This is a genomic window from Salinivirga sp., assembly GCF_035268865.1.
GTDB lineage: Bacteria > Bacteroidota > Bacteroidia > Bacteroidales > Salinivirgaceae > Salinivirga.
The window spans coordinates 1-14582 of sequence record NZ_DATFKB010000010.1 but is presented as its reverse complement, the minus strand read 5'-3'; the positions used below and the strand labels follow the sequence as shown (position 1 = coordinate 14582).

General features: G+C 39.6%; 10 protein-coding genes. 4 read left to right on the top strand and 6 right to left on the bottom strand.

Annotated elements, in window-relative coordinates; translation table 11 throughout:
• Nucleotides 1-18 precede the first annotated feature (18 nt).
• The 4 genes from pepE to VJ937_RS00480 are packed head-to-tail and all read right to left on the bottom strand — an operon-like array spanning nucleotide 19 to nucleotide 3382.
• A complete protein-coding gene (gene pepE / locus VJ937_RS00495) occupies nucleotides 19-726 on the bottom strand; it encodes a dipeptidase PepE (protein ID WP_324064961.1) in 708 nt (235 codons plus the stop codon).
• A 23-nt stretch (nucleotides 727-749) separates the two neighbouring features.
• Nucleotides 750-1592: a peptidylprolyl isomerase gene (locus VJ937_RS00490; RefSeq protein WP_324064960.1), complete on the bottom strand. Its 843-nt coding sequence runs from the start codon at nucleotides 1590-1592 to the stop codon at nucleotides 750-752.
• Nucleotides 1582-2538, bottom strand: coding sequence for a ribosome small subunit-dependent GTPase A (rsgA, locus tag VJ937_RS00485; RefSeq protein WP_324064959.1), 957 nt, complete (start codon nucleotides 2536-2538; stop codon nucleotides 1582-1584). Before rsgA ends, VJ937_RS00490 begins: the two co-directional genes overlap by 11 nt.
• 43 nt (nucleotides 2539-2581) lie before the next feature.
• A complete protein-coding gene (locus VJ937_RS00480) occupies nucleotides 2582-3382 on the bottom strand; it encodes a DUF2797 domain-containing protein (RefSeq protein WP_324064958.1) in 801 nt (266 codons plus the stop codon).
• Between the two features lie 326 nt (nucleotides 3383-3708).
• On the opposite strand from VJ937_RS00480, the gene VJ937_RS00475 reads away from it, so the two are divergent.
• From VJ937_RS00475 to VJ937_RS00465, 3 genes are read left to right on the top strand one after another with little or no spacing between them, the layout of a single operon-like run.
• Nucleotides 3709-4713: a bifunctional ADP-heptose synthase gene (locus VJ937_RS00475; protein ID WP_324064957.1), complete on the top strand. Its 1005-nt coding sequence runs from the start codon at nucleotides 3709-3711 to the stop codon at nucleotides 4711-4713.
• A gap of 15 nt (nucleotides 4714-4728) precedes the next feature.
• Nucleotides 4729-7029 carry a M1 family aminopeptidase gene (locus tag VJ937_RS00470; protein ID WP_324064956.1) on the top strand — a complete coding sequence of 767 codons (2301 nt, stop codon included), beginning with the start codon at nucleotides 4729-4731 and terminating at the stop codon, nucleotides 7027-7029.
• Nucleotides 7030-7031: 2 nt separating this feature from the next.
• Nucleotides 7032-7820 carry an alpha/beta hydrolase gene (locus VJ937_RS00465; RefSeq protein ID WP_324064955.1) on the top strand — a complete coding sequence of 263 codons (789 nt, stop codon included), beginning with the start codon at nucleotides 7032-7034 and terminating at the stop codon, nucleotides 7818-7820.
• A gap of 918 nt (nucleotides 7821-8738) precedes the next feature.
• Here the strand turns inward: VJ937_RS00465 and VJ937_RS00460 are convergent.
• Nucleotides 8739-9680 carry a sulfotransferase gene (locus VJ937_RS00460; protein WP_324064954.1) on the bottom strand — a complete coding sequence of 314 codons (942 nt, stop codon included), beginning with the start codon at nucleotides 9678-9680 and terminating at the stop codon, nucleotides 8739-8741.
• A gap of 9 nt (nucleotides 9681-9689) precedes the next feature.
• Entirely contained in the window at nucleotides 9690-11018 is a 1329-nt protein-coding gene (locus VJ937_RS00455) for a flippase (RefSeq protein WP_324064953.1), read from the bottom strand.
• A 223-nt stretch (nucleotides 11019-11241) separates the two neighbouring features.
• Here VJ937_RS00455 and VJ937_RS00450 point away from each other — a divergent pair.
• A partial coding sequence (locus VJ937_RS00450) for a DUF2723 domain-containing protein (RefSeq protein WP_324064952.1) occupies nucleotides 11242-14582 on the top strand: 3341 nt, incomplete at its 3' end.

The window sequence follows — 14582 nt, the reverse complement described above, 5'->3', positions numbered from 1 at the left end:
CTGGGTATTTTATTATGGCTATTTCATTAAAAAATTAAAATCATCACCCGAAGAAAGCTCGTAGAACTCTTCGCCGTATTTGAAAATGCGGCATGTACGTTCTCCTTTATGTGTGAGTTTACCATTTTCATATATAAACATACAACCTTCACGCAATCCTGCTACAGTAATATCCTGGTTCACAATCAGAAACTCCTCGATGCGCTGCTGTCGACTTTCGCCTCCATGTCCTTGTGCTGTTTTGTCCAGGTAGTGCGGATTGATTTGAAACGGGATCAAATTCAACGCCTCGAAACCTTTTGGGTCAATAATGGGCATGTCGTTAGTAGTTTTTATAGTGGGGCAGGTGAGGTTAGACCCGGCACTCCAACCTATGTAAGGTGTTCCATCTTCTACTTTGGTTCGGATTTGTTCTATTAAACCGTGACGACGCACTTCGTGTAGCAAATGCCAGGTACTTCCACCACCGACAACAATTGCTTTTGCATCCTGAACGGCTTTAATGGGGTCGTTAAAATGATGGATAGAAACCACATCGTGCCCCACTTCATTGAAGCGTGTTTTGACTTTGGCTTCGTATTCATCATAAGTCATGCTTACACCTGCATATGGAATAAAAAGAGCTTCGATGCGTTCTTTCCCAAGAAATTCAGCAATATCGTTTTTACAATAGTCCAGGTAGGGCTCGCCAGCCATGGTTGAGTTGCTAATTAGTAATAGTCTCATAATATTATGTTTAAGGTTTAGATTTATTTAATTACATGCACTGTCATTGAAATATCTTTTTTCGGCCAGCTTTTACCATCGACTTCTACGGCAGCAATGCTGTCTATAACTTCCATGCCGTCTATAACCTGGCCAAAAACAGTGTGTTGACCATCCAGATGTGCTGCTCCGCCTGTTGTCGTGTATAGTTTTCTCTGTGCTTTAGTAAATTTTATGTTATTTGATTTTTCAATTTCATCCAGGTCATAATCGTTGTATGTGGTTCCATGAACTATAAAAAAATCGTATGACGATGAGCGTTTATTGGGGTTGTCTTCATAATCGCGCGCCATTGATACAGCCCCGGGTTTATGGTAGTACCGGTTGGGCTGCATCTCTTCGGGAATGCTGTAATAACCCACTTTTCTTTTTATTGTACGACGTTCATAAGCATCTGAATCTCCGCCCTGTACAATAAAGTTCTGTTCCACACGGTAAAAAACTGTTTCATCATAAAAGTCTCGATTAGCCAGCATTAAAAAATTTGCACGGTGCAGAGGTGTCCCATCATAAAGTCTTATTTTAATATCACCCTTGGTGGTTTTTAGTAAAACAATATTTTGCGGATGATTTTCACCATATTCACTAAGCACTTTTACCACATTATCGTTCGATAACTTTGGGAATTTTTTCTTTTTAGGTTTTTTGCTCACAGGCTTTTTCTTTGGTTTAGCCTTTTGGGTAACCTTAGTTTTTTCTGTCTTGTCTTTTTTATCAGGCTGATCTCCGCAGGCGGCCATCATGATAAAAGGAATAAGAAAAACAAAGATTAGTTGAATGGTCCTTGAGCGCATAGTTTTTGTCTTCAGGTTTTGGTTATTGTGCATAAATATCTTTTCGGTATTTATCTCCTTCGTCACCTTTCATAATGGTGAGGTAGTTTTCATATCGTGTAAATGGTATTTCATTGTTTTCAACAGCATCTTTAACGGCGCAACCGGGTTCGTGGATATGTGTGCAATTATGAAATTTGCAGTTTTGGCCGACTTTAAAAATTTCCGGAAAAAAATGCGCCAACTCTTCTTGTCGTTCAACTTCCACAAGCCCAAAAGAACGAATTCCCGGGGTATCAATAATTTTAGCACCAAAATCAAGCTCATGCATTTCTGCAAATGTTGTAGTGTGCTTGCCTTGCTGATGTGCATCTGAAATATCTCCGATTTTTAACTCCAATCCGGGTTGCAGCTTGTTTAGCAAAGTGCTTTTTCCCACTCCCGACTGCCCAACGATCACACTGGTTGTGTTTTTCATCTTTGCCTTAATCTGGTCAAGATTTAAGCCGCTGGCTGCAGATATGAGCATAACGGGGTATTCAATCGATTCATAAAGATATTTGTAGGCCTCGGCAAGTTCTTTTTGGTCTTCGTCCAGAATGTCCATTTTGTTGAAAACAATAATAGCTGGAATACGGTAGCTTTCAGCCGTGACTAAAACACGGTCGATAAACATTAAAGGGGTTTCAGGTTCTGTAATAGCTGCCAGCACAAAAACCTGGTCAATGTTTGAGGCAATGATATGGGCTTGTTTCGACAGCTTTGTGGCTTTGCGTATGATGTAGTTTTTGCGTTGATCCAGATCAACAATAACTCCTGTGGATTCGTTTGGATTTTGCTCCACGGTAACTACATCTCCTACGGCTATGGGATTGGTGTTGCGTATTCCTTTGATACGAAACTTTCCCCTAACCGTGCAGTCCATCAACTTGCCGTTATTGAGTTTAACGGTATGCCAGCTGCCAGTTGTTTTTACAACAACCCCTTTTAGTTTATCCATGAAACAAAAATATTAAATTTTATTCGCAAAAGCATGAACTCACTTATTTCGGTTCAATGGTCAATTCAACCTCATATCCATTGTATTTGCGAATGTTCATCACCTTACCTTCGTCAAAAATGAGGTACTGTCCGCGTATGCCTACCAATTTTCCTGTAAAATCAGGGTCTTTATCCAGATTTACAGATTTTACCTTTAATGGATATGTTTCTACCGGATATTGAATTTTTGTTATTGTATCATCTTTTTCTGCGTATTGCTTTAAATCATCGGGCAGCAGCTCCAGGGCTTTAGTGCGGGCTTCTGCCAGGTCTGGTTCGCCTTCTGTTTTATTGGTCAGCATAGCACGCCAGTTTGTTTTATCGTTCAGGTGTTTTTTGAGGGCTACCTCCACCTGACCAGCTAAATTGCGATGAGGTGTGCGGGCAAGTTTTACGGCACTTCTTGCACCCTGGTCGATCCAGCGTGTAGGCACTTGCGTATGCCGGGTTACACCAACTTTAAGCCCACCCGAAAGCGCCAGATATACAAAGTGATCGATCAGGTCATGAGTTTTGGCCCATTCCATATCGCGAGATATGCCAAGGTGTGCCTGGTTTTTTTCAGGGTGTATAACACTTGGATCTGTTTGTGGTAAAGAGATGTAACAGGGGTAGCAATATCCCTGGAAGAAAGATTTTTTTGTTTTTCTTCCACAGTTGATGCAATGAATATTTCCGGTGTGATGAATGGTGATGGTTTTCCCGATCTGATCATTCATTTCGATTTGATGATCGTCCAGGTTAAGCGTATATTTTACAGGCGCTTTCAGCTCTGTAATCATTTTTAAAAGATGTCCTTTCATTTGCTTCAAATTTACACGAACATAGATGTTTTGAGCGGATTATGCAAAAATTTCATAACCATTTGCCTGATGCGATAAGCTGGTGTGATCTTAGTTCTTTAACGTGAATTCAAAAAATTTTTTTTAATTAATCTCATTGAATTATTGTCTTTTGGCATTCGGTTGAACTACCTTTAAGAACGCTTAGAAATAGTAAGGTTCAATTAAAAACCATGCGTAATAGCAAGCTATTTTAAATCATTTAACTCGAAATGTGCTACCTTTTTTTCAGGAAGGTTTAATTTAATTTGAATTAATACTAATTTTGTCACTTTAAAGCATTCGATATGGATAGTTTAGCACAAGTATTTGATGGTTTTTCTTCGAAAAAAATATTCGTTGTAGGTGATGTAATGATTGATTCCTATATGTGGGGAAAAACCGACCGCATTTCCCCGGAGGCACCTGTTCCGGTAGTTTCGGTAACCGATAAAGAAAACCGGCTTGGTGGTGCCGCTAATGTTGGTTTAAATATAAAAGCAATGGGTGCTGAGTCTGTGCTTTGCGCCATTATTGGAGATGATGCGCAAGGGCGGATTTTCCGGGAATTGCTCGAAAAACGTGCAATGACCGATAAAGGGTTAATGGAAACAACAGACAGACCCACAACTGTTAAAACCCGCGTTATTGCATCAAGCCAGCATCTTTTGCGTGTGGATGAAGAAAAGAGTGAGGCTGTTTCGAAAACAATTGCACGTAAATTTGCTGAGCGCACGGCAGAACTTATGATAAAAGAGAAGCCCGATGCTTTGGTTTTTGAAGATTACGACAAAGGCAATATCACACCAGAAGTGATTCATATTATAGTAGAAAAGGCCAGGGAGATGTATATTCCTGTATTGGTAGATCCTAAAAAGCGGAATTTCTTCGCCTACAAAAATGTTACGCTGTTTAAGCCGAACTTTAAAGAATTGGTTGAAGGGATGAAAATTACCCTGGAGAAAACTGACACCGAAGCAGTGGCTAATGCGGCATCAAAACTTAAACAGAAGTTGAATGCTGAATATGTTATGGTTACGCTTTCAGAGGCGGGTGTTTTATTAACCAATGGAGAAAGTCAATATACCATGCCTGCCCAGAAACGCGAAATTGCAGATGTTTCGGGAGCCGGCGATACGGTTATAAGCGTTTTGGCATGCTGTATGGCGGGCAAATTAAATGCACAAAAAAGTACCGTAATAGCTAACATTGCCGGCGGCCAGGTTTGTGAAAAAGTTGGCGTTGTTCCGGTTGATAAAGCCCAGCTGTTAGCTGAAAGTGAACTCTACTTTGAAAAAAACGCTATTTTTTAGTTTAAACCACACCTCATGAAAACGCTATATCTTTTTACCATACTATTTTTCATTGTTGGTTTCGTAAGCAGCCAGAATTCACATCGCGACAAAATCGATGTCCAACATTATAATATAAACATTGATGTTTCCAGCCTTGGAAATTATTCACTTAGCGGACATACGGAAATTATTTTCAGAGCAATTGATGAACCGCTGGAGCAGGTTGCATTTGATTTGTATAAGTATCATATAGATTCTGTCAGCCTAAATGGTGTATGGATAGATGATTTTGATTATAATGATACAGTTATTAGTTTTTATCCCGCTGCTGAAATTAACGCAGAACAAAATGATACCTGTACAATTTATTATCATGGATATGGATCCCTCGAACCTGGTGGTGGATGGGGTGGTGTTCATTTTAGCAGCAACATGGTCTTTAATATGGGAGTGGCACTGGATGCCATTCCGCATGGTTTTGGCAGGGCATGGTTCCCATGCATCGACAACTTCACCGATCGTGCCACTTATGAGTTTCATATCATAACCCGTGACGATCACAGGGCCATCGCATCAGGGCAATTTCAGGAGGTTAATGATTATGGTGAAGATGAATTGAAATGGCACTGGTCTCTTGGTCAAACTTCTCCCACTTATCTTGTTTCATTTGCTGTAGGCCCATTTACCCTTAACGATACTGTTTATGATGGTATGAATGGTTCGGTACCTGTCGAATATTATGCAATTAACTCCGACAGTTCTGCTGCTGTAGCCACATTCGCCGATGTGCCGGAAATGCTTGCACTTTTTGAGGATAAATTTGGCCCATACCACTGGGAAAAGGCCGGGTATACTGTTGTGGATTTTAACAGTGGCGCTATGGAGCACCTTACCAATATTGCCTATCCGTCTTATGCCCTTACTACTGATCCGGGTAATCAAACCCTTGTGGCCCATGAATTATCGCATCACTGGTTTGGAAATCTCGTCACTTGTAGTGACGCTGCCGACATGTGGCTTAACGAAGGATGGGCAAGTTATTGCGAAGCGATTTATATGGAGCATTTTCATGGTACAGAGCAATATCGTCAATATGTAAAAAGCAATCAAATAAGCGTGGTCAATAGTGCCCACGAAACAGATGATGGTTATTGGGCTCTGAGTGATATGCCATACGATCTTACTTATTCCACCACAGTTTACGATAAAGGATCAATGATAGTACACAACTTGCGGCATTATATGGGCGACAGTCTGTTTTTTCCGGCAGTAAAAGATTATTTGTCGGCATTTTCTGAAAGTGATGCTTCAACAGAAGATTTACGTGATCATTTGAGCGCTTATAGTGGTGTCGACCTGACAGGTTTTTTCGATAATTATGTGTTTCACGGAGGATTTCCACAGTATTCAATCGACTCGGTGGTTTATTATGGCGATGAGGTAAAAGTAGCTGTTTTCCAACAAGCAGTTGGTCGCAACTTTATTGGAGATGACAATAAAATTTCAATTGGGTTTGTTGATGAAGAATGGAATGTACATGAACAGTGGTTGCAATTCGACGGACAACAAGGCAGCCAGTTTTTCAACCCGGGCTTTGCGCCTGTTATGGTGGTGCTCGATTATTATAATAAAACCGCAGGCCCGGTTTTTGACCATTCAACAGTTTTGTACAACAGCGAAACTTATTACCCCACAGGCATGGACCTCAATGTAATGCCTGAAATAATTTCAGATTCTGCATTTATTCATGTTGCTGAAATGTGGAAAGGACCGGCTGAAAGTGGTGACAACATAAATCATATTGAAGTGCTGGACACAAAATGGTGGCGCATTGTTTTTGATGCAAAGGGAGATTTTGCCGCAAGCGGACGATTCTATTACAGTTTTTTCGGCAATGACGATGTTAACTTAGAGGATGGAGACAGCCTGATGCTGGTATATCGCCCTGCTGATGCTTCGCGATGGCAATATATCGATCAATCCCGGGAAGGAACCATTAATAGCGGCAGTTTTATAGTACAAAATATGCTTCAGGGAAATTATGCAATTGCCAGATGGAACGAAGCATCAGCTATAGGACAATTAAACAGGCAAAAGCAGATTAAAGCCTGGCCAAACCCATCGAAGAAAGGTTTTTACATTCAACTTCCCGGCAGTTCGGGGCAAACAGTTTATGTTTTTAACCAACAGGGACAAAAGATAGACGCGATTAAAAACAATTCTGAGCATCTTTTGTACTATCCTGCAAAAGGGCTTACACCCGGGACGTATTTTTTACATCTTATGAAATCGGGTGTTAGCGAAGCTCAATGTAAAATTGTAATAACTCCGTAATTATGAGTGTTGCATATCTTTCAGAGAAGAAAATTAGCTATACAACAAAAGGATCTGGGCCAGCATTGGTTTTACTGCATGGATATTTGGAGTCGAAAGAGGTTTGGGAGGCTTTTTCGACCTTACTCGATGATTATAGTTTAATTATCCCGGATTTACCAGGTCATGGAGATTCAGATGTAATTGACAGTGCACATACCATGGACTTAATGGCCGATGCAGTTGCTGCTGTTCTTGAAAAAGAACAGGTTGAAAGATGCATTATTTACGGACATTCTATGGGAGGATACGCAGCAGAAGCATTTGCCAGAAAGTATCCGCAAAAGACCCGGGCAATAGGCTTAGTTCATTCTACAATTTACCCCGATAATGAGGCAAAAAAAGCAAATCGTAAACGTGAAATCGACTTGCTTCGTAAAGGCAAGCAAAAGCTTGTTGTGTCAGGAATGCTTCCAAAAATTGTAGCAAAATCAAACCTTGAGAAATTGAGACCGGAATTGGAAAACATAGTCGAACGAGCTAATAATTTTCCGTCCAACGGCATTATTGCTGTGTTGAACGGTATGATGATGCGCCCTGAGCATACCATAAACCCGGCTATTCCTTTCCATATTATCGGGGGAGATGAGGATAATTTTATACCGGTTTCGGTCTATAATAAAATGGCTGCCGATAATCAAACGGTCCAGCTGGATATGATCGAAGGTGTGGGACATGCTTCATTTATTGAAAAACCGGGTGAACTTGCGCATAAAATACAGACTTTTATTTCGGGGCATGTAGATAAATAGAGTTTATTCTACTAAAACGGTAGTGCCCAGAAATAAAGCTATGCGGCCCAATAGAGTTTTTAACAGCAATTTCCGGAATTAATTTTCTGCAACAGCTTATTTTAACCAGTGTGAAAGATCGCGGTTTATCAGCTCACTTGTTTTCTGAATATTTTCTTTAAACCTGTTTTGTGCACCATATCGACGCCCTAAAGGGCCACTGCTGATTATCAGTCTATTGTAAGTTTTAAATTGATATTTTGGGTGTCCCATCCTATTTCGCTCAATAGAATTATAATATGTTGCATAAATCCGGGCAAGCCTCTTTCATGCCATTTATATCCATTGAACCCCGATTAGGAAAATATTGTGCAACAGCTGAGGAATTTGCTAATATTTTCTATATCGGGATTTACTCTCTTACAATCCATAATTATGATTTTCAATCATTTTATGGATTAATTCGAGTAGAACATTCACTTACGCTAGCCCGCTAACGGCTTTAGCCCTCACAGCCTGTCCCGTGAAAAACGGGAAGTTTACGAGTAATTTGGTCTGGCCAACCCGCCTTTGGTCTTGTCGTTGATCAGCAGTAAAAAGTTGGCCATCTAGCCGCATGAAGAAAAATGCGTTAAAAAAATCTGTTTGTTATGGCGTCAAAGTTTGCGTTGTTTGAGCTTCGATTTTAAAAAAAAATCGAAGTGAGTTCGTAAACTTTAGCTATAACGAATAGATTTTTAGCACTTTTCTGTAAGCGGCGGGTTTTTTTTGCCTACTTTTTTTGACCTGAAGCAAAAAAAGTAGGGTTATGCCAAAATTGGGTGCCCCATTGCACAAAACACGAATTTATTCTACTAAAACGGGAGTGCCCAGAAATAAAGCTATGCGGCCCAATAGAGTTTTTAACAGGAATTTCCGGAATTAATTTTCTGAAACAGCTTATTTTAACCAGTGTGAAAGGTCGCGGTTAATCAGTTCACTTGTTTTCTGAATATCTTCTTTAAATAGCCCCTGTAGGTATGATCTGTCTTGTCGTGAAAGCTTCGGGATTTTGTCATCCTGGAAAAATATTTGCCTGAGCTTATCTTTGGCTTTTTCGCCCAAAATATTAGAAACCTTGCTTTTAAAACCGGTGTTTACCATCAGCCGATTCAGGTTCTTGCTTTTGGGCATTAATGCAGCATTGTGTTTTTTGTTTTCTATATCGGAAAATTTGTCTATTCCCAGAAAATCGCAAATTTCATTCACTGTACTTAATGGGTCTTTTTTAAACTCATCGAACAGCACTATTTTTATTTGCTCTTCAGGGAACTGTGCCATGTAGCGTTTAATTTGCTCATAATACAAACTAAGCTCAATAAATAGTTCTGATTTACCCCAACCCTTTTTATGTTGATTGAAATCTTTATGAAGGGCTTTTCTAAAAGGAAGTTGAGTAAAGCCAAACCTAACCGCCATCAGATAATGGGAAAATGTCCGGTCTGCCGGGTTGCGGAGCGCAATGACAATTTTTGCATCCGGATTAAATTTTTTGACATTTTTGGCAGCCTCTTTTGAATATAAATATGAGGTGCTGCATTCACCGACTGCGCTTTCACCATCGGCCCATTGAAATAAATTCAGATATTGTTTTTCATCTCTGATGAAAACATTTTGAATGCTGTCTTTGGGTTTGTTTTGATAAAAGTCCTGGGGCAGGTTATCAATATTACGTTTGTATATAGATGTAAATTCGCTGGTTTTAATATCAGTAGAAAAAAAGTGTGGCTCTTTGACCGGGCTAAAATAAAGGTTACTATGCGTGTTAAGATACTGATATAATGAAGTAGTACCGGCTTTTGCGGCACCAACAATAAAGAAATTGGGTTTGTGGCTTTTCATAATTAAATGTTACCGGCTTTTGTTGATATTGATAAACGGATAAGTAACAAAACCGAATATTCGGTATATTGCCAAAACTGATGCCAAATTCCACAAAATTGTAGATGTGGCAGTAGCTATGGCAGCACCATTAATTCCGTAAATTGGAATTAGTATTAAATTAAGTACAACATTTATAAAGGTACAAATTGCAATTATATTTCGTGCGGTTTTTTGACGATTGGACATATTCAATATGTTAATGACTGATCCTGATATGGTGCTGAAAAACTGCCCAAAAGCTAAAATTAAAAGTGCGGTTTTTCCTGCGGTAAAATCTTCGCCAAATATGCCCAATAAAAAGGATGGAAAAACCAGAATTGCAATTAAAACAGGAAGAGAAGTCAGAAACATAAGCAGGGTCGAATGTTTCACAAAACGGCGAAATTTTCCCATTTCATTGCGCTCAAAAAGCTCTGCGAATTTTGGCATTGCAATGCTATTTATGGCAACCAGTATTACAGAATTCAGCGCTGCAATTTTCAATGCTGTAGCATATATTCCCACATTGGCCTCAGGTAAAAAGGCACTGAGCATTATTGTATCTGTCCAATTCATTAGCAGAAAAAGAGAATTCGAAAACAACATTGGCAGTGTCCAGTTAATTAACTGTTTGTTTGTATATCCTTGTTTTTTGACAGCCAGTTCAACTTTTGGTAGTCTGCTTTTAATATCGAAATAACTAATGATGGCCAGTGTAAATAAAGCTATAAAAAGACTCCATATGGTACTTTTAAGGCCATAGCCCTGGTGGTAAAAGTACACAATGAAAAGAAACGTAATGATATATATAGTGCCATTCTGAAAAATGGAATATGAAAATATTTTTTTCAGGCCTTTTAAACTTTCAGCATGGTAATTAAGCAAGACCAAAGGCACCAGGGATATTGCAGTAAAAATTATATAATTACTGTTAGCCTTTGTTTCAAAAAGAAGCTGGCTAACGGGTTCAGATAACGCCGCCAGCAATAGCGCGAGAAGACTGGCAATAATAAACAACCACCGCTGTATTTTATGAAACAAGTTTGAAATAAGCCCACTTCTCTTACTTTCTTTATAAGCACCTATAAATTTCACAATGGATGTATCAAAACCCATTTTGCCAATCACACTGAGAATCATGAGCAATGTCCAAAGCGTTTGAAAAACACCCACCCCCTTGGTACCGTAATACTGAGCTAAAATCCAAAGGAAAAAATAACCAACAACTACCCCTAAGACTTTAAAAAAAAGAGCAATGGCCCCCCCCTTAAAAAGCTCTCTAAAGTCAATGTCATTATTTAATTTCTTGCGAAGCAATGGCTGAATTTTAAACGGCTAAATTAATACTTTTATCCAAACATAATGGTTTTATACACAGCAAAGACTAATGCTAATGCAGCATCCTACAATTTTGAGTTAAATAAACAATGGAAATCAGACATTTTTATATTTTTGAACTTTATTTTGAGCATTCGCATATGGCTCGTAACTTCACATAAATTTTTTAAAATAATTGAGCATACAATTAATATTGTAAAATATGAATTATAAACGCACCAACATTATCGCAGGGTGGATTGCCTTTGCAGTAGCCGCCATCGTTTACCTATTAAGCATTCCCCCAACCACAAGTTTTTGGGATACAGGTGAATTTATTGCCACAGCATATAAGCTTGAAGTGTGCCACTCCCCCGGCTCCCCGCTTTTTATGATTATAGCAAGGTTTTTTACCCTGTTTGCACAGCCGGCTGATGCTGCTTTAATGGTCAATGCTATGTCTGGTTTGGCAAGCGCATTTACCATTATGTTCCTGTTTTGGACCATTACCCACCTTGCCCGCAAAATAATGAGCCAGCGTGGCGAATTAACAGATGGTCGCCAATGGGCTATTCTGGGTGCCGGTTTGGTCGGTGCGTTTGCCTATATGTTTACAGATACCTTTTGGTTTTCTGCCGTTGAAGGTGAAGTTTATGCCTTATCATCACTTTTTACAGCGGTTGTATTTTGGGCAATCCTAAAATGGGAAAATGTTGCCGATGAGGCATATGCCAACAGGTGGCTAATTTTAATTGCATACCTTGTTGGGCTTTCTATAGGCGTGCACCTCCTGAACCTTTTGGCTATTCCGGCTATTGTTTTTGTCTTTTATTTCCGTAAATATAAACCCACAAAACTTGGGGTAGTGGCTGCCGCAGCCCTTTCTATTTTTATATTGGGGTTCATTATGTACTTCATTATTCCTTATACTGTGAAAATTGCCAGTTATTTCGACCGGCTTTTTGTAAACGGCTTTGGGTTACCATTTAATTCGGGCGTGATATTTTTTGCGGCGGCTTTGCTGGCTGCATTAATATATGGAGTTTGGTACAGTCATAAAAAAGGAAAAGTATTAGCCAATACAATTTTACTTGGTATTACGGTTATCCTGATCGGATATTCTTCTTATGCGATGACTGTGATTCGGTCAAGCGCAAATCCACCAATGGACCAGAATGATCCGGAAGACCTTTTTTCATTACTTTCTTATCTGAACAGGGAACAGTATGGCGACCGACCATTGTTCTACGGGCAATATTATTCTGCTCCTGTAGAAGATTCTAAAGAGAAATTTTCGTACCGGAAAGCCGGAGATCGATATGAGAAATATAGCAAAGGCCTTTCGTATGAGTATTCTGATGATTTCTCGACCTTTTTCCCTCGCATGTATAGCAGCGATCGTTCGCATGTAAGAGAATACGAGAAGTGGGCGCAGGTTGAAGGCACAAAAATTCAGGATAGTCAGGGCGAGACACGGGTAAAACCAACATTTGGAGAGAACCTCAGATTTTTCTTCTCTTATCAGGTGGGTTTCATGTATGGTCGCTATTTTATGTGGAATTTTGTGGGCCGGCAAAACGATGTACAGGGTCACGGAGAAATTAGTCACGGAAACTGGCTTTCCGGAATTCCATTTATTGATGAGGCCCGTCTGGGCGATCAGGAAGGATTACCAAATTACTGGAAAAACCACAATGCGCGCAACACCTATTTCTTCCTTCCGCTTTTATTGGGGTTAATAGGACTGTTTTATCATTATAATAAACACAGGAAAGACTTCTGGGTGATTATGATGTTGTTTGTGCTTACGGGAATTGCCATTGTAGTGTACCTGAATCAAAACCCATTACAACCACGTGAACGTGATTATGCATACGCAGGCTCTTTTTATGCTTTTGCCATTTGGATAGGGCTGGGAATGCTGGCCATTTATGATGCTTTACGTAAACCTTTCGGACAAAAAACATCGGCTATTGTTGCCACAACAGCTTGTTTGATTGCTGTTCCCGGAGTTTTGGGCAGTGAAAACTGGGATGATCACGATCGTTCGGGCCGATATACGGCCAGAGATTTTGCTTACAATTATCTTAACTCTTGCGAAGAAGACGGTATTCTATTTACCAACGGCGATAATGATACTTTCCCCCTTTGGTATCTTCAGGAGGTTGAGGAGGAGCGCACCGATGTGCGAATTATTTGTTTACCATACCTGAGCACAGACTGGTATATCAATCAAATGAGGCGACAGGTTTATGATTCTGAACCAGTGCCTTTTGGAATGGCAAAAGAAAAATATGCACAGGGCAACCGCGACATAATTTTTGTGCGAAAGCGGAGCGATTTGTACCTGAACGAAAGGTATGCTGCCAACAAGCCAGAATACAAAGCCCAGTTTAGCGATATCATGAGTACACTTAGTAGAATTCTAAAAAATGGGAATTTTGATACCATGGAGCCTAAAACATGGAAAAGGATTGCGAATGTGGATGATATTAAGCCCCTTCAGGTCGCTTCGCTAATCAAGAGGCTTAATAACCAGGAGCTTGCTGAAAAGTACGCAATTGATGTTGAAGCAATAAAGAACTTGCAAAAAGCGACTGATAAGTTTCTGAATGATTTGGGCGAATCACCCATACCGCTTAAGCTAGCCATGAATTTTGTGGCAAGCGACGATAAAAGCACAAAACTGACATCGTACGACGGATCTACTGAAGATTATTTACCTTCCAGAAAATTTGTAATTCCTGTAAATAAACAAAAAGTTATAGAAAATGGTGTTGTACAACCAGAAGACAGCGCCTTAATTACAGACCGGATTGTTTTTAGTATTAAAGGGCGCATGTTAATGAAAAGCGACATGATGATTCTGGACCTGCTTGCCAATAACAATTGGGAACGACCAATTTATTTTACAAGTATTGGAAGGGGAACATTCAGTGGCTTACAAAAGTATGCACAACAGGAGGGTTTTGCTTTTCGAATTGTTCCAATTGAAAACAACTCGGGTTATCTTGGCAGAATCAACACTGAGTTGCTATACGACCATTTTTTCAATAAGTTTATGTTTCGAAATCTTAATAATCCCGATGTTCACCTTGGTTGGACCAACCGCCGGACAATTAGCGTTGTTAGTATGAGAAGAAAAATGGGACAGCTCGCTGAAACATTAATACGCGAAGGTAAAAACGAGAAAGCTATAAAAACAGTAGACAACACATTTGAGATCTTACCAATTGAGCGCCAGCCACTCGATTATATGGAAATGGATCTTCTGAGTGCATACTATAAAGCGGGTGCTGTGGAGAAAGGTAATGCACTGATTCAAAAAGTTTTTGATCAGACCTATGGTGAACTGGATTATTATTTGAAAGACGACCCGGTGATTGACGTAGGTTATGGTCAGGATCAACAAATTGCTGTGGCCAAAATGCATGAAATAACCAATCAATTGCGCATTTTTAACCAACAAGAACTTCAAAAAGAGCTACAGAACCGTATTGTAGAATTATTAAGAACAAAGTCAGATATTGTTTCTGAAATTGAAGGATACACAAATCATCAAAA